The organism is Amphibiibacter pelophylacis (assembly GCF_037688875.1).
Classification (GTDB): domain Bacteria; phylum Pseudomonadota; class Gammaproteobacteria; order Burkholderiales; family Burkholderiaceae_C; genus Amphibiibacter; species Amphibiibacter pelophylacis.
This window is the reverse complement of sequence record NZ_JAWDIE010000021.1, coordinates 1-17,443: the sequence shown is the minus strand read 5'-3', so window position 1 is coordinate 17,443 and position 17,443 is coordinate 1. Positions and strand designations below refer to the sequence as shown.

The following is a 17,443-nucleotide window of genomic DNA, read 5'->3' as shown; positions in this document are numbered from 1 at the left end:
CACAGTGAGGATTTTTTCTGGCATGACGAAATTTCAGTGGCAGTTGAATCAGCTCCGAACTTGAGGCTTACTTACTCTGACTTTCGCTCCTGCGCAGCATTTTATTCATCTGGGTATTGCTGCTTTTCTGAACCTGCTCCTGATTCTTTTGCGCAGCGCTGGTGGACGGAGCAATCGTGACGGGCGCAGCGTCAGCACGGTTGTTTTCAGGCGCAATCACATCGACTTTCAGCCCTTTGCTTACTGCAAAGAGGGAGATAGCTTCGAAATCGGCAGGCTGACCCACAATCACCAGCTGGCCATTTTTCGGTAGGCCCGCCCCCGCATCTTCAATCGCCCGGCGTATGGTAGCGGCTGTCACACGATCCGACTCTCCTGCCACGGCTACAGCCACCTTGTTGCTCATGCGCAGCATCTGAGTCAGCGCCTCCGAAGTCGTTGACGACGACAGCTTGAGATGCGTCACCATCAAAGTACTGGTAATCGCATCATTTGGGGCATCAACATAGATAAATAGTACATCAGAGTATTTCCCCCTTATTGTATTCAACGCCTGATTTTTGGTGACTGTCACGCAAGCACTCAACATCAGGACAAGGGACAGAAAAATCAGTTTTAATTTTTTAATCTTCATTTAATTCGCTCGAGAATTTTAACTCAGTGTAAACATGTCATTGCCCAATTGATTTGCAGGCTGGACCGCCACCGTACCAATCCCCGCTGCAGTAATTTGCCGTTTGAGACGATCGATAGTTGGTAAATTTGTAACCCAGCTTTAACATGCAATTCTCCACATAATGCATTCGCTCATTGCCATAAACCCCCGTCCGCTTTGCCTTGCCATAACATGTATTGTAATTTTCGCTCATTTCACCAAGGGTTGTTAAGTTCTTGGACCATACCAGCTGATAGTCCGGAGGGAACTTCATATAGCCAGAAACTCCAGAACATCCGGATATAAAAAAAACAATTGCAATTTGGTGCGCTAATTTATGTCGCATCATTTTTTATTTCCAAAATTTTTTCGATTCAAGCCGTTAATGAATGGAACAACCAAAGGCGCGCTAAATTGGTTAGGCAACCATGCTTTATCAGTGAAATTTCTGATTGCGCGAGGTGATGGAACATTTGGAAACTGCGGGAGCGCACTCTCACTAGATGTCAAATCCCCTGTATATGAACTGTGCGAGGGCAACGAGCCTATCTCTGGACTTCCTCCCGTTGGCGAATTGCCCCCGAATAACGACCCTACAAAATCATTGACATGTGTCGATTGCTGCGTAACACCCTGACTATTTGTTACTTCACCAACCCTGTTCGACGTGCTTTGTGCGTTCACAGGCGAGCCAAACATAGTCACTGTGCCAACGGCAGCATCTTTTACACCGCTGTCCTGCAACTTTCGCAGCATCTCATCCACCGCAAAATTTCCTGCACTGTGACTGATTGTATCCAGTTTAGCGCCCTGCGAAGCAGCAATAGCCACTAATGCCAGATTCAATTCGCCTGCACTGCTGGTGCCAAAGCCAAAAACCTGCTCAATCTTTTTCCACGTCACCCAAGCGCCTTCGGATATCACATCATTTGCTTGCGGATTCACAACCACCAGCACGCCATCCTGCAACTGTATTCCTGTGGACTGCATATAGCCCACAATCAGAGTCTGCTCTTCCGAATTTAACATCCCGTTATTAACAGCGGTGATCTTTCCTTTTATGGCCTTGATCTGATCCAGCGTGACACTGTCTTGCCGTACGCAATTTTCTTTGTTGGCGGTTTCACATTGAATCCGAATCAGTTTTTTCTCTTCAGTTTCCTTGCGATAGATCTTGTCGCCAACCACGGCAAGCGCATTGATCAGCAGCTGCTGAGAAGCCTGCTTCTGCTGTGCCTTGTCCTGCAATGCAACAACATCCGCCTTGTCCAGCGCCCGGTGGGTATCCTCCGTGGCCGTTTTTACCGTCTTTCCATCGCTGTCCAGCAGCGTCTCACTGCCAGTATCGGTGGTTTTTCCGCCCACGGTCACCTTCGCAGCGCTGATGGCGCTGGCTGTGGTGCTGACATCACCGGTTGAGGCACCTCCCTTGTTCAGCAGGTTACCGGCAATGCCCTTGGCCAGGCCATATTTGCCACTGAGCATCTCCGTGCCCGCGCTGATGCCGCTGCTGGATGCACTGGCCGACATGCGGTTTTCCAGATCGCCCGTGGTCAGGGACCCGGTGTCCAGCCGGTTCGCACCGGCATCCGCGCTGCTTGACAGCACTGCGCCCTTGAGGTCCGTATTGCCCTGGACCCTGATCTGGAAGCCGCCGTCGCCGGCCTGAATGCCGCTCTGCTCGTGGACCGAGGCGTAACTGCTGCTGCTTTTCTGGCTGGCCAGACTCAGATTTGCGCTCCCTCCAGAGCCCGCGACAGGGACGCTGGCCGAAACATCGGCGTTTTTCTGGCTGGCGTTGCTGGTGGCCGTGTCCTGCAGGCTTTCCACATTCAGGCTCCCGCCAGACTGAACCACCGTCTGACGGCCTGACACGTTGCCCCCTTTGATATTCGTATCCGCTCCACTCGAAATCCTGACGGCGTTACCCGCCACAATCCGGCTGTTGTCGTACGTGGCACTGTCACTGTTGGCCTGGCCTTTGCCCCGGCTGGCAGCTACATCCACACTCAGGCCAGCACCGCCGGAACCGATGCCCACGCTTCCACCAATGCTCGCAGCACTGCTGCTGTTGCCGGCCCGCGTGGACTCGGCGCTGGAACTGGCTATGACGTTCACATCCATGACCCCGTCAAGTTCCACATCCCGACCGGCCTCAACGCGGGAGCCACGGACGTTCAGACTGTCTTCGGCACTGCTGATGCGGACATTGCCTCCCGCCTTGACCGTGGCGCCCGAAGCCGAATCCGCAGCGGTCGAACTGCTGCTCTGGCTGCGGCTGGAACCTGCACTGATGCTGAGCCTGATCCCGCTGGCTGCCGCCGCACCCGGTTCAGCCTTGCCATCGGCCCCCGTGGTTCCCATGACGCCGTTCCGGTCGGCCGCATTGACCACCGCTGCTCCCTGAGCAACGAGGTCGGCCCCCTTGGCATAGGCGACAAGGGCATTGAGCGCTTTGCTGCGCCTGGCGCCTCCATCAGCCAGCCCCTGAATGCCCTCGACGGTAGCCCGGGCCGTGTCGATGATCCCGCCTCCCAGACTCACCGACAGCCCGCTCTGGCTGAACTTCTGCTCGCTGCTGTCGCTGCGCTTCTCGCGGGCTTCGGTGATGTCCAACTTCTTCGCCTGGATGGCGATATCGCCCTGCGGGGCCAGCACGTCGCTGCCGGTCTGCGTGTAGGTCTGACCGGCGTGGATGCTGACGCTGCCGCCCGTGCTGCCGATGACGCTGCCTGCGGCGGTATCACCGGGCTGCTTCTGGTCGCTGCTCTGGCTGCGCGTGCCGATAGTGAAGCCCAGGCCTCCGCCGCCCAGAGGGCCACTGCTGCGCTTGCTGTAGTCGCTGCTCGAGGCATTGTTTTGCGTAACGGCGGTGATGTCCACGTTGCGGCCCGCCATGATCGACGTGCCCGCATCGCTCAGGACGTTGCTGCCCTTCGCGGCCACGTCACGGCTGGCGTTGATGTCCACATTGCGGCCCGAGAGTTCGCTGGCCACAGCCTTGGTCTGGTCGCTCGTCGTGCGGCTGGCGATGGTTGTGCTGCTCAGGAAGCCGGAGCTGGTGTGGCGCTGCGCCTGGTCGAAGCTGCTGCTTTCCCCGGCGGCCAGTTTCACATCCCGGCCAGCAGCTGTCACCGACCCGGCGCTGCTGGACACCGTGGCCGCACGGCCACTGATGTCGCCGCCCGCCTTCAGGGCGATGTCGCCTGCGGCCTGGACTGTGGTGCCCACGTCCTGGCTCTGGCTGGCCTTGAGGTGGTTGTCAGCGTCCCAGACGATGCTCTGCAACCTGCCGGTCCTGACGGCATCCAGCGTCAGATCACCCCCGGCCTGCAGCAGCGTGGTGCTGCCTGCACCGCCTGCATGGGCCACCTGCGCGGCCGTGAGCTGGATGTCCTGGCCCGCTGTCGCCTGCAACACCGTGGCACCGGAGCCCGTCACATACAGGCCCGCAACGCGGTCCAGAGCGGTGTAGCTGTGGCTGCTGGGGCCATCCTGGCTGCTGCCGCCCACGGTGGTGGAGGCCACGACCAGGTTGCGCCCGGCGTCCAGCTTCAGGCTGTCCCGCGCATCCACCGTTCCGCCTTGGACGAGAATATCCCGGTCAGATTTCAGGGCAACATCCTAGTCGGTGAATAAATTATGGTTGAAAGTCACCTTCACCGATGCAGCGCAAATATCTCTCTTTCATCCCGTGCCACATCAAATCAACACGGGTCTTAAAATCGAAACGAGAGTCAAAAGTACCATTACGCATAGATGCCAAACCTCCTTTGGTATCAAACAATGGGATAAGCCCATCAATCGCCTCTAAAGTATCATACAGGTTTCCAATTTTTTTTTCATTTTCTGATAAAAAAATTTCTTTGTCCGGATGGTTTTTTAAGCCCAAGTCTCTTTTTTTTAATTTTAACAAGTCTTGATTTCCAATATCCAAACCACAAGCAAGGGCACAATTCCCAACAATATATAGATCACTGTTTAGATCTGAAAAATAAATTTCTAAATAATTTTCAATCAAGGCATCCTTAAATTCAATAACATATGGAATTTTGTGCAAAACAAAACTATAGTCTTTGCACTGCGTTGCCATCTTAAAATCGTTACGCCTCATGAAATCTTTAACGACTTCCGTCTTTGCCAAACGATCAATATTTTTATTATAAATCACTGAAACCAGTCCTTTATTATTTTCCACTGAGAAGAAGTGACGTTCACGGGTTTGTAATTATTGCGTACCAAATAATCAAGCTCCTTAGCAAAATTCCCATTAAGCCCTCCGGTTTTTAAGTCAAATATTTTATATTTATCATCAGGAATCGTCGCCAACGCAATATCATCCCCTCGCTTTATAGCCTCATCCAAGAATAGCTTATTGACCGGCGCTTCCTTAAGCAAGCGCTTTTCAGGAAAGAAAGGAGTCATCTCAATAATTTTTCCATGCTGAACATCGCTCTTCGTGTAGGCGGAAGTAATCTTCCAGCTCCTTTTTCAGTTGTTGAGCCATACTCTCGCCCAAGCAATCAAAGCTTAATGCGAATGGAAAATCCGTCCAGAAGACTTCAATTTCTTTGCCTTGATAGGAGATATGACCAATACCAGACTCAATACCTTGATGCCAATCTAAAAAAATAGCTTTCAGTACAGGGCAAATATCTTGCAGGAAAGATTCGTAGCCGCCACTTGGTTCAAATTCATTCAAATTGACGGAAACCCCTGGACCGTTTACTGCTTTCCATAAATTAATATTCATTTATTTCCTCTGAACCCGGGAGGGGAAAAATCTTGATCCCCGCCACCAGGACGTGCAGATTTTTCGATAATTTGCTGCCAGCCATACCCTTGTTTCCTTAGTTGTTCAACAGTAGGGCCAAGTTTACTGCCGTATGTTTTTAAATTTCTCGTTTCATATTTGGCAACTTCTTCTGGGGGAGTCAGAGCACGGTATTCGACCTTCAGTTGGTTCCGTCGATCGACCGCCCAGCGAGCGGCTTGTTCTTCGCTGAAGCCGGTGGCCTGCATTTTTTGTGCTTGCGTCAAAAGATCACGTGATGCTTGCTCATACTCTAATCTCAAATTCGCTTTAGGAACACCATCAAAAATATTGCTCTCGAACTGGGCACCATCCCGATAGAGGTTGTTACCCTCCCGCGCCTTCGCCACAGCCTGCGCTTCACTCTTTGTGACGGCCACAGCAGCCTTCGCTTCCTGCACCGCCGTCTTCAGCATCGAGATTCTGCTCGCCAGCCTGGCGGCTGTCAGCCCCGTGAACGCCAGACGGCTGGAGCCAATCGCCTCTCCCGAGCCCTCTGCCCATTCCCGGTGGCTGGCCGGATTGGTCAGTCCGGCGATCTGCATCGCCTGAAGCTGTGCCACCGTGCTCTTGCGCAGGTCCTGGTCGCTGAACTCCAGCTGGCTCAGGCGGCTGACGATGGCATCCGCCCGGGCGGTATCCTGGACCGACCTCTGCCCCTTCGCCGCACGGGTGTGCAAGGCCTGCATTTCCTCCATCAGGGACAGCTGCTCGGCCTTGTCCGCCAGCCGCTGCGTCCGCAGGCTGGCCAGCACCTCCCACTGCACGGCAGGCGGCTGCTGGCGCATATCCGCCAGATCGCCTGCGGCCTGCTGCAGCGCCAGGTCAGAGCCCGTGGTCGCCCCCGCAAAACTGCCGTTCACGCCCTGCAGCGTCTGGGCCCCGGGCGGCGTCATTGCCGGCGCATAAGCCCCGTACAGCTCCGCGCCGGCCATCTGCGTCCGCCCTGCACCGCCTCGATCACCGCCTCGATCACCGCCTCGATCACCGGCACGCTCAGCGCCACGGTGATGCCGGCTTGGCTGAGCTTCTGTTCGCTGCGGGCGTCCGCACCTCAGCGCCGGAAAACTCTGTCTAGGAAGCTTTTTTTGGGCTTTTCGACTACAGGCACATAACCTGGTTTCAAAAAGTCATATACGTCATCATAGTGCTCAAGTGGTCTGATCGGCATCAACGCCATCGGCACGAGCGGACTGTCGATTTCAATCTCTAAACCGTGCATCCAAGCCAGCTTTGTGAACATGACGGGATGATGTGACCAAACTTGGCCTGAAAGCTCCCTAAAACGCTCCTTGTTTCTTGCTTTATGAACGCCGGGCTTTAGCAGTTTATAAATTAATTCAATGATTTCATCTTTATTTGAATCTCTTAGCGCCGCGCCAACAGAAAACCATTCCAAATCAACGGCACTCATTTTTTTAAAGCTTCTCCTTACGCAAATCTCTATATTGCCCGCACAAGTCCAATCACGCCTAATAAGCGCCTGCAAATAGTGAACCATGTATCTAAAGTCATGTCGACTCGGCCTGAGAGCCGCCTCATTGAACGACGGCAATTCTAGATGAGGCTTCGCAATCGTACTTAAATTTCCATACCTACCAATCAATGGGGCGCAATCACTTAACAAGGCAAAAATCAAAGGGTCAGGAAACTCCATGCTCCACCCGTTCGAGAACTTACAGCACTCTTCACGCAATCGTGACGCCAAGTAAAACCATTGCCGACACATAGAAAAATTATCCTCAACATAGCACGAATAGAATCCATGTAACTCTGCTCTTTTCACAAGACCATCAAGTCCAGCCAATTTCCCGGAAACCAAGAAGCAATGAAGATCCTCGGATTCCGATTTGTCGCAGTTTGGCAATGTATAAATAAAATCATTGAGACCCATAAAAGTGGTCATTTGTTCACCTTCCCAAGACTCACTGTCATCATTCGACGATCGTCGACGCCAACAACAATTTTATTAATCCCAACTCCAGATTTTTTAGCATTTTTCAGAATTTCAGCCGTTTCCCTTGCCGAGGCACTGCCTGCTCTGGAAAGAGCATCAATGCGGTTCTCAACCCATGCATCAGACATTTGAACAGGCAGCCCGGTCCCCTTATCTCCCGACGATAGCTTTAGTGCTCCGTGTTCTTGCAATGGCTTCACCTCGACAATATAAATTTCACCATTTTTTGTATAAACGCCATCAAAGCAGTTGGAGCCGCATTTCCTGTCCAGCTTGGTAAAGCCATCCTTCAGAAAATAAGCATCGGAAATCTCTTCCCTTAGCACCCCTCCTTTGGACTTATCAGAAATAATTGCCAAATCAGCCTGCTTCAAAGTCACAGAATCTGGAAGATCTACAATTCGATCACTCTCTCTAATTTTCGACGAGTTAATAAATCCTCCCGGAGCTGGTTCAATAACGGGCAATTTGGCTGGGTCATTATCAAATATCCTCGCTATATCCTTGCCGACTGCGACAGTTTTTCCTGTCGCTCCAGCCGCCACATCACCCACAGCGACAACGGTCTTGGCAACCGCAGCAGCCCCAGTGATCGCAGCCAGCCCACGCCCTGTTGTAATAACCGCCTGTGCACCCGTCATATCCTGACCGTAAAGATCATTCAGCAGCTTGCGGCTGGCTGGATCAAGCAACGTCGCCGCGCCTTCACCCAGCGCCTGGCCCGTGTTACTCAAGCTATCTGCGGCACTTTTCAGCGTCTTGACACCACAGTCAATGGGCGATCCCAGGCAATCCACTGCGCCGCCCGCCAATGACCCAACAACGCTCCAACCGGCTTGACCCGCCGCCTTCGCAGCGCTCACTGGGTCGTTCGCCACAGTCCGGCCAACCTGCCCAGCAGCGTCTTTCAAGCCCTGACCCGGCGTGCGGGTTGTACCTGGCAGAATGTTTTTCTGCACAAACGCCATATCGGTGTCTGGTCCGTACATTTCAGGCCGAAGATACTGATTTCCCGTTGTAGTGAATAGCTTTTGCCGATTACCTTCTTCACTGACAAATGTGTCACTGTTGCCGGCCAGAAACTTCTCAGCCGCAGCATCCGTGCGGCCAATACTTGGTCCGCCATCCTGCAAAGTCAAGTAGCGCAAGAAATCCGTGTCGCGTGCGGCTTGCTGGGCCAGCCGTTTCTCGGCAACGTCCAGCGGAATATTTTCCTTGCTGGCAAACACCACAGCGTTTTTCTTGATCCAATCAACTTCATCCGGATGCAGCTGCCTGTTATTCGCATCCTCGTTCAGCGACGCCGTGCCCGCCGCAGTGCCACCGGCCACAGCACCCGTCACGCCCGCAGCCGTCGCCACCGTGGTGCCCGCAAGGGATTGGGCCAGCTTGTCAGACAGGCCTGCACTCGCAAGCCCCGCAGCCAGTTTGGACTGAACGTCCCCAAGAACTGGCGCGGCAAGGCTGGACGCCGATGCGCCCACAGCACCGGCCGTGCCGCCTGTCAAGCCACCCAGCACTGCATGGCCTGCCGCGCGGTAAGTACCGCCTCCCGCCCATTTCTGGACATCCTCCTCACGGCCTTCCGCCTGCGCCTTCTGCGCCATGCTGTTTGCCAGAGTGCCCCATTCCTTCGCCGCAATGGGGCCAAACTCCTTCGTAATCACCCCCTGCGCATTCACATCCGCGCGCACTGTGTCGGCATCAAATATCGGCTTGATCCCGCTGCCCGCATCGCCACTGCGCACGGCAGTATCTCCAGCAATACCGCTGATACCCGCTTTAGTCACGCTGCCAGCACTGCCGCTGTCACTGCCCAGGCCCGCACCGTTCAGCGCCGGGCCGGACTTCTGGACCGGTTTGGCACCGGTGTCCTTTGATGCTGCGCCAGAGATTCCCACCCCAACGCTCACGCTGTCCGCGCTGTACTTCGCCGAATTGGTGATGTCCTTCAGCTCTGTGCGGCCTTCGCTGCGGAAGCGGTTTCTGCCCTGAGCCACCGCAGCATCACTGCTGGCGATCACCGCGCCATCCAGCGTGGTTTTGCCCTGCACCTGCACATCAAACCCGCCATCGCCCGACTTGATGCCGCTGGTGGTCTGCGTGCTGGCGTAGTCGCTGCGGAGGGCTGTTTTGCCCGCTCTGACCGACGCGCTGCCGCCGCTGCCCACCAGGGGGATGCTGGCGTTGAAGCCGATGTTTCTGCTGTCCTCCTTGAACTTCGCCGTGTCCTGCAGGCTGGCCAGGTTCAGGTCCCCGCCCACCCTTGCCTTGACGGTTTGGCCGCTGGCCGTGCCGCCCAGGATGTCGGTGTCGCCACCGCTGTCTATCGTCAGCGTTTTGCCCGCCGCCACCGTGCTGTCCTGCTGCGTGGTCGCGCTGCCGTTGCGGTGGCCCAGGGCACGGCTGGCCGCCAGGTTCAGGGAGAAGCCCGCCTTGCCCTTGCCGTCGATGCCCAGGCTCAGACCGATGCTGGCGCTGCCCGAGCTGTCGCTGCCGCCCTGCTGCGTTTCGTCCTGGCTGCCCAGCACGCGCACGCGGTTGTCGGCCTTGAGCGCAATGTCGCCGCCGGATTGGATGCTGCTGCCGCGCACGGTCAGGTCGCTGCCCTGGCCCCCGCCCGTCGCCTGGATGGCGATGTTGCCGCCCGCCGCCAGCGTGCTGCCCCGGCCGCTTTCGGTGCTGGATGTGCTGCTGCTGCGGCTTTGGCTGCGGCCCAGCGACACGCTCAGGCTGACGCCATCAGGCACTTTGCCCTCGTTCAGCGACTGGGCCGTCGCCTTTGCGGCATCCAGCGCATCGCTGGCCTTGACGGCCGCCATCGCCGTGCCCATGGCCTGCATCCGGGCGCTTCGGGTGTCCTGCACCGCGCCGGCCATCTGCGCCACGCCCTGCACGGCTTCGATCACCGGCACGCTCAGCGCCACGGTGATGCCGCTCTGGCTGAACTTCTGTTCGCTGCTGTCGCTGCGCTTCTCGCGGGCTTCGGTGATGTCCACTTTCTTTGCTTGAATGTCGATGTCGCCCGCTGGTCTCAGCACGTCGCTGCCCGTCTGCGTGTAGGTCTGACCGGCCTTAATGACCACATCCCCGCCCGTGCTGCCGATGGTGCTGGCCGCTGCTCTGTCCCCGGCTTGCTTCTGGTTGCTGCTCTGGCTGCGCGTGCCCAGGGTGAGGCTGAGGCCGCCGCCCAGCAGGCCGCTGCTGCGCTGGCTGTAGTCGCTGCTGGAGGCGCTGTTTTCTGTCGCGGCGGTGATGTCCACGTTGCGCCCGGCCGTGATCGCAGTTCCCGCATCGCTCAGGACGTTGCTGCCCGTCACCGCCACGTCACGGCTGGCGTTGATCGCCACAGTGCGGCCCGAGATTTCGCTGGCCACAGCCTTCGTCTGGTCGCTGGTCGTGCTGCGTCATCATCCGAACAGCCGGATGCCTTCGCCGTGCAGGTTGCCACTTCGGCACGCATCTTGGCAGTCTGAGTGTGCGTCAGGAATATCTGGGCGCGCGTCCGCCACCCAATCAAAAACTATGGAACATAATCTTCAAACTCCCAAATAAAGTATCGACATAACATTTCTAGAGACTTCTCCCATGTCGGTCGAGAGCACTGCAACACACGCTCCGTAATAGCCTTCCGAATTTCTTCAGCATTGTATTGACCAACCAATAACAAATGCCGCCCCCATTGCGGCCCCTCATTACTATAGTGATGCGCAAGCCACGTAAATGAACAAACGGTTACAGAGAATGTACTTTTGGTTGCCAGGGATTTATGACCAACCTCTACGTTAATTGAACGATAGAAGTTATGAGGAAGCTCCGGCACAAAATTCTCAAAGTCAACATCATAGCACCACACCCCATGAAATATGATCTCACTCATTTGATATTCAAGTGCCCATTTGTCAGCACTTTCCCATTTCTCAATGTTACAAAATTCGCCTGAATTCCGGTTGGATTTAATACAGATGATGCTCTTGTCTTTTGAGCCGGCGGCCTGTACAAGCGAGTACCATCCGAGCTAACCAAACATCCCGGACACTGCTCCTGATTACTAACAAATCTAGCATCCTGACCTACCCAAATCTTACCCAAGCGATCCGCCTCGCCTGCCGTAGATTCACCAATGCCAAAATTTACTTCACCGTGCCTGTTAGAAACTGCCAAGTCACCTCCTCCACGCACTGCGGCAGCTAAACGTGGATCCTTCACGGCAATCGCGTTCAGAATCGCGTTCAGCTCTGAATGTCGGAGGTCTTCAGCCAACCTTGCACCGCTTGCAGCATCCGCTGTACCATTGGCAGTGGGAGCACTGCTTATCTTGGGCGTAGTGATTGCATAGGGGTCAACACCTGCATCACGGGAAAAGTTGTTCTCGACTCGTGCACGAGCAATCGCCTCCGCTTCCTTGGACCCAAACTTCGCAGTCGCTCCATCGACAAATCGCCAAACTTTTTGCCCACCGACCAGTGCAGCCTCTGCAATCATCTGGCCTGTTTTTGTGGCCAGTACCGCTCCGAGCACAAAATCTTCGGGGCCGGGTAGCAACAGAAGAGTACCAGTTGCAGTGCTCCTTGCCGCCCGAGAATGAAAATCCTCCCTTTGGGACGGTGGCCCAGCAACTGCGACGTTCAGCGGAAAGCTGGCATTCGGACTATCCGCCCAAACAAATTCCCCTGATTTGCCTTTAGTGATATTCCCCTTAGCGACTGCATCCTGGATAAGGCTGTTGCAGGCCACCGAACTGGCTTCGGGACCGCCACCGCAGGCCGCGCCAAGCTTGCGATCTCTCCCTTGCGACAGCGCTGTCAACTCCTTGACCTTACCGCACGCGTCAGGATCGCCCGTTTTGCTGCAGCTTTCCGAAGCCTTCTGGAACTGTTCGACTTCAGACATATTCAGCATGTTGCCACGCCGGTGATGATCCAGATAGTTATTCGCCACCTCATTCATCGCCGCAGCACCGCCCGCCGTGCCGCCCGCGATGGCGCCCACCGTCGTGCTGGCTGCGCCCACGATTCCTTTGGCCAGATCCTCCGGCAAACCCGACTTCTCAAGCTGTGCCATCACGGCCGGGGCCGTCACCGTCCCCGCGCCAGCGCCCACAGCGCCATCCACCCCGCCTGCCAGTGCGCCCACTGCCATGTGTGCCAGCACCCGCAGTTTGCCGTCAGGACCCCAGTTGTCTTTCAGTTCCTGCGCCTGCAGTGCCAGGCGGTCAGCCAGTTCCGTGTTGCCCGCTTCGCGTGCCCGGGTGGCCTGCACCTCCAGCGCCGCTGCCTCATCGAGGTGCCCGTCACCCACTTTGCCGATGTAATTGCTGGCGGCCGGGCTGAAGTCCTTCGTGATGACCACTTGCGCATTCACATCCGCACGCACTGTGTCCGCATCAAATATCGGCTTGATCCCGCTGCCCACATCGCCGCTGCGCACGGCAGTATCGCCCGCAATGCCGCTGATACCCGCTTTAGTCACGCTGCCAGCACTGCCGCTGTCACTGCCCAGGCCCGCACCGTTCAGCGCCGGGCCGGACTTCTGGACCGGTTTGGCACCGGTGTCCTTTGATGCTGCGCCAGAGATTCCCACCCCAACGCTCACGCTGTCCGCACTGTACTTGGCCGAATTGGTGATGTCCTTCAGCTCCAGCCCGCCTTCGCTGCGGAAGCGGTTTCTGCCCTCCGTGACAGCCTTGTCACTGCTGGCGATCACCGCGCCATCCAGCGTGGTTTTGCCCTTCACCTGCACATCAAACCCGCCATCGCCCGACTTGATGCCGCTGGTGGTCTGCGTGCTGGCGTAGTCGCTGCGGAGGGCTGTTTTGCCTGCGCTGAGGGACGCGCTGGCGGTGCCCGTGGACATGCCCGGAATCGGGATGCTGGCGTTGAAGCCGGCGTTTTTGCTGTCCTCCTTGAACTGCGCCGTGTCCTGCAGGCTGGCCAGGTTCAGGTCGCCGCCCACCCGCGCCTTGACGGTTTCGCCGCTGGCCGTGCCGCCCAGGATGTCGGTGTCGCCACCGCTGTCTATCGTCAGGGCTTTGCCCGCCGCGACCGTGCTGTCCTGCTGCGTGGTCGCGCTGCCGTTGCGGCTGCCCAGGGCGCGGCTGGCCGCCAGGTTTAGCGACAGGCCTGCACTTTGCTCGCCCAGACCCACGCTCAGGCCGATGGCGGCGCTGCCCGAGCTGTCGCTGCCGCCCTGCTGCGTTTCGTCCTGGCTGCCCAGCACGCGCACCCGGTTGTCGGCCTTGAGCGCAATGTCGCCGCCCGACTGGACGCTGCTGCCGCGCACGGTCAGATCGCTGCCCTGGCCCGCGCCCGTCGCCTGGATGGCGATGCTGCCGCCCGCCGCCAGCGTGCTGCCCCGGCCGCTTTCGCTGGTGGATGTGCTGCTGCTGCGGCTTTGGCTGCTCCCCAGCGACACGCTCAGGCTGACGCCATCAGGCACTTTGCCCTCCGACAGCGACTGGGCCGTCGCCTTTGCGGCATCCAGCGCATCGCTGGTCTTGACGGCCGCCATTGCCGTGCCCATGGCCTGCATCCGGGCGCTTCGGGTGGCCTGCACCGCTCCGGCCATCTGCGTCACGCCCTGCACGGCTTCGATCACCGGCACGCTCAGCGCCACGGTGATACCGCTCTGGCTGAACTTCTGCTCGCTGCTGTCGCTGCGCTTCTCGCGGGCCTCGGTGATGTCCACCTTTTTCGCCTGGATGCCGATGTCGCCCTGCGGGGCCAGCACATCGCTGCCGGTCTGCGTGTAGGTCTGGCCGGCCTGGATGCTGACGTTGCCGCCTGTACTGCCGATGACGCTGCCTGCGGCGGTGTCACCGGCCTGCTTCTGGGCGCTGCTCTGGCTGCGCGTACCGAGGGTGAGGCTGAGGCCTCCGCCGCCCAGCAGGCCACTGCTGCGCTTGCTGTAGTCGCTGCTGGAGGCACTGTTTTCTGTCGCGGCTGTGATGTCCACGTTGCGCCCGGCCGTGATGGCCGTGCCCGCATCGCTCAGGACGTTGCTGCCTGTCACCGCTACGTCCCGGCTGGCGTTGATGGCCACATTGCGGCCTGAGAGTTCGGTGGCCACAGCCTTCGTCTGGTCGCTCGTCGTGCGGCTGGCGATGGTTGTACTGCTCAGGAAGCCGGAGCTGGTGTGGCGCTGCGCCTGGTCGAAGCTGCTGCTGCTTTCCCCGGCGGCCAGCTTCACATCCCGGCCAGCGGCCGTCACCGACCCGGCGCTGCTGGACACCGTGGCCGCACGGCCACTGATGTCGCCGCCCGCCTTCAGGGCGATATCGCCTGCGGCCTGGACTGTGGTGCCCACGTCCTGGCCCGTGATGCGGCCCAGGTTCGTCACGTCACCTGCACTGATGTCCACCACGCGCCGCCCGGCCAGCGTGCCGGAGTTCACCAGGCCACCTGACACATTCAGCTTCAGGCTGTCGCCAGAGGCCAGATCTATCCACTTGCCGCTGATGTGGCTGTTGCGCTGCTCGTGCTCTCGCCGTCCGAGTGGCTCAGCGCGAGCTGTATGGCAGTGGTCAGGGTAACGCCCGTCACCACGCAGATGTATCTTCAGAGCGTTATTTTATGCGGATGAACATCGATATCATCTACCCTTGACATTTGCTCCACTCCTGAAAACGCTCTTCAATTACCGGAGCGAGCTTGTCATACGTCTCCCATGTGTCTGGCACTAAATAAGTGCTGGATAAGCCTGCCGCAACACTGGACTCGTAGTCAGCTATATAGGCCCCCTGCTTCATATCGTAATAAAATGCCGAAAATTTATTACCAACAGCATTGATGTCATCGCTGACAAACTTTCCATCACAAAAGCGCAAGAAATAAGCGCCTGGAGTGAAATTTCTTTGCCTCAATTCATCAATATTTGTGCCGAATGCACCCTTGTAATCATTGCTGGTCATATTATTCAATACCAGCCAAGAAAAAAACATTCCTATATGTGTTCCAGCCGCATCAGGTGGAATGTCAGAAGGAAAATCGCCTTCACTGTGCCAGCTTGCATCATCGTACTTCACAAGGGGAATGAATTCATCCGCCTCTACGGATTCAGACGCCGATAATTTCGATCTTTTTACAGGCGAAGGGAGCGGTTTTTTTGCCATGGCCACCTTGGCCCGCATCTCTGCCAAAGCCTTCTCCATGATTCTGACGTCCGATGGATCTGCATTCGTATTACGGTTTATATGGTCAAGCCATTTTTTATAACCAGTACGATAGAAGTCCAATCCCTCCGGAGTTATATCACGCAGATAGACGAAAAAGTTATCAGGGATATCCGGCGCTGTAGTGCACAAAACATGACGAGTCAGGCCGTGATCCTGAATAAACTTAACAACGCTACCTATTTCCTTTATCCGAAATACTCGATTTGCCTCTGTTGCCTCTGGAGTCGACTCCTGATAATATGAATCAGTCTCCCAAAGGATCCAATCGGGGAATTTTTCCAACATTTCTTCGTAACTCAATATCTTGCCAATACGAGACATTCACTCTCTCCTTTCAATTCGCGAAACCTTCGGAACTTCAATATATCCCCCTGTATCACGATCACGAATATATACACCCCCAGCCCTTCTTGTCTCCTGCTCATGCAATAACTGTCGATCTTTTTTCGCATTAGGGCTTGTGGTCTCAACCACATCAACAACCTTTCCGCCGATCACAACCACATGATCCAATCGTCGGCCAGTTCCAGTGTTGGGATCAATGGCAATATTACCGTCTTTATCGCGAAGATACTGCTGATTCTGAATACTGCCCAGTGGGTATTGACGCTGCAGGTCAGCCGCAACCTCACGCTCTCGGCGGTTTCCCGCCACCTGATTATCGTGCACCGACATCATGATGAGGTCGGACAAACTTTGCTGCTGAGCAGCAGGTAGCGTGCTGATGAACCCTTGTGCCCATTTTTGGGCCTCGTCTGCCGACGAACCGTCCAGAACACTGCCCAACCAAGCCCTGAGCCTATCGGGGTCATTCAATGGTGGAGTCCCGTACTCACGCACAGCGTCTGCTGGCGTTATTGTCGGCGCTGCTGGCGGCAGCGGACTGGCTTGTCCAAATCCCGGAATCTGGGACTGCTCTTCGGGCGTCAGCAAGCTTGCCATCCTGGCGAGTGTCGCGGTTCCGAGCAGACGCACTGCATTGGCACAGGCAGGGGAAGCGATGCAAACACGAATAGCTGCATTGCCTCCAGCGATCACTCCCTCGACCAAAAGGGGTAGAGCAAGAATCGCATTATTTCCGGTTTCATTTGCAGCACCCGCGCCAGCCGCAGTTCCACCCGCTGCGCTGCCAGCGCCGATTGCTGCCAATTGCGTAATGGCTCCCGCTGCTGGCGCTGGTATCCCTTGATCTATCAGAAATGCCTGCACGTGTGGAGAAGCCACACTAGAACCAGCCGCACCAGCCGCACCTGCTACGCCGCCCCCTAGGCCACCGATAACAGCATGGCCTCCTGCACGGCAGACACCATCGGGTGCCCAGCAGCGAGCCTCGTCTTCGTCCCCGCTCTTGAGCGCCTCCTCAAATTTCCGATTAGAGTAACTTCCCCATTCCTTGGCCGCGATGGGGCCAAATTCCTTCGTAATCACCCCCTGCGCATTCACATCCGCGCGCACTGTGTCGGCATCAAATATCGGCTTGATTCCGCTGCCCACATCCCCGCTGCGCACGGCAGTATCGCCCGCAATGCCGCTGATACCCGCTTTGGTGATGCTGCTGGCATTACCGCTGTCAGTGCCTATTCCTGCGCTGTTCAGGGCTGGGCCATCCTTGGATTTGGGGGCGCCAGAGATTCCCACCCCAACGCTCACGCTGTCCGCACTGTACTTGGCCGAGTTGGTGATGTCCTTCAGCTCTGTGCCGCCTTCGCTGCTGAAGCGGTTTTTGCCCTCCTGCACAGCCTTGTCGCTGCTGGCGATCACGGCGCCGTCCAGCGTGGTTTTGCCCTTCACCTGCACATCAAACCCGCCATCGCCCGACTTGATGCCGCTGGTGGTCTGCGTGCT

11 protein-coding genes and 2 pseudogenes are annotated in these 17,443 nt (G+C 56.9%); all 13 read right to left on the bottom strand.

Annotated features, from left to right (window positions below; all coding sequences use genetic code 11):
- Nucleotides 1-67: 67 nt before the first annotated feature.
- Nucleotides 68-634 carry a hypothetical protein gene (locus RV045_RS12180; RefSeq protein ID WP_423236063.1) on the bottom strand — a complete coding sequence of 189 codons (567 nt, stop codon included), beginning with the start codon at nucleotides 632-634 and terminating at the stop codon, nucleotides 68-70.
- 366 nt (nucleotides 635-1,000) lie between these two features.
- A complete protein-coding gene (locus RV045_RS12175) occupies nucleotides 1,001-4,231 on the bottom strand; it encodes a hemagglutinin repeat-containing protein (RefSeq protein ID WP_423236062.1) in 3,231 nt (1,076 codons plus the stop codon).
- 64 nt (nucleotides 4,232-4,295) lie between these two features.
- Nucleotides 4,296-4,826 (bottom strand): hypothetical protein, encoded by a 531-nt coding sequence (locus tag RV045_RS12170; protein ID WP_423236061.1) that lies wholly within the window; start codon nucleotides 4,824-4,826, stop codon nucleotides 4,296-4,298.
- Complete coding sequence (locus tag RV045_RS12165; RefSeq protein WP_423236060.1) at nucleotides 4,823-5,080, bottom strand: hypothetical protein; 258 nt, start codon at nucleotides 5,078-5,080, stop codon at nucleotides 4,823-4,825. The genes RV045_RS12170 and RV045_RS12165 overlap by 4 nt, the downstream gene beginning before the upstream one ends.
- Before the next feature lies 1 nt (nucleotide 5,081).
- Entirely contained in the window at nucleotides 5,082-5,408 is a 327-nt protein-coding gene (locus RV045_RS12160; RefSeq protein ID WP_423236059.1) for a hypothetical protein, read from the bottom strand.
- Nucleotides 5,405-6,403, bottom strand: a complete 999-nt coding sequence (locus RV045_RS12155; RefSeq protein WP_423236058.1) for a hypothetical protein — start codon at nucleotides 6,401-6,403, stop codon at nucleotides 5,405-5,407. The genes RV045_RS12160 and RV045_RS12155 overlap by 4 nt, the downstream gene beginning before the upstream one ends.
- A gap of 119 nt (nucleotides 6,404-6,522) precedes the next feature.
- Nucleotides 6,523-7,374 (bottom strand): Imm49 family immunity protein, encoded by an 852-nt coding sequence (locus RV045_RS12150; RefSeq protein WP_423236057.1) that lies wholly within the window; start codon nucleotides 7,372-7,374, stop codon nucleotides 6,523-6,525.
- Nucleotides 7,371-10,595 (bottom strand): hemagglutinin repeat-containing protein, encoded by a 3,225-nt coding sequence (locus RV045_RS12145; RefSeq protein ID WP_423236101.1) that lies wholly within the window; start codon nucleotides 10,593-10,595, stop codon nucleotides 7,371-7,373. The genes RV045_RS12150 and RV045_RS12145 overlap by 4 nt, the downstream gene beginning before the upstream one ends.
- A 48-nt stretch (nucleotides 10,596-10,643) precedes the next feature.
- Nucleotides 10,644-10,817, bottom strand: a pseudogene (locus tag RV045_RS12140) (hemagglutinin repeat-containing protein); the annotation flags it as partial.
- Nucleotides 10,818-10,948: 131 nt separating this feature from the next.
- Entirely contained in the window at nucleotides 10,949-11,305 is a 357-nt protein-coding gene (locus RV045_RS12135; protein ID WP_423236056.1) for an Imm8 family immunity protein, read from the bottom strand.
- Nucleotides 11,302-14,817, bottom strand: coding sequence for a hemagglutinin repeat-containing protein (locus RV045_RS12130; RefSeq protein WP_423236055.1), 3,516 nt, complete (start codon nucleotides 14,815-14,817; stop codon nucleotides 11,302-11,304). Before RV045_RS12130 ends, RV045_RS12135 begins: the two co-directional genes overlap by 4 nt.
- Before the next feature lie 202 nt (nucleotides 14,818-15,019).
- Nucleotides 15,020-15,919, bottom strand: coding sequence for a DUF7832 domain-containing protein (locus RV045_RS12125; RefSeq protein WP_423236054.1), 900 nt, complete (start codon nucleotides 15,917-15,919; stop codon nucleotides 15,020-15,022).
- Nucleotides 15,920-17,443 (bottom strand): annotated as a pseudogene (locus RV045_RS12120) (hypothetical protein); the annotation flags it as partial.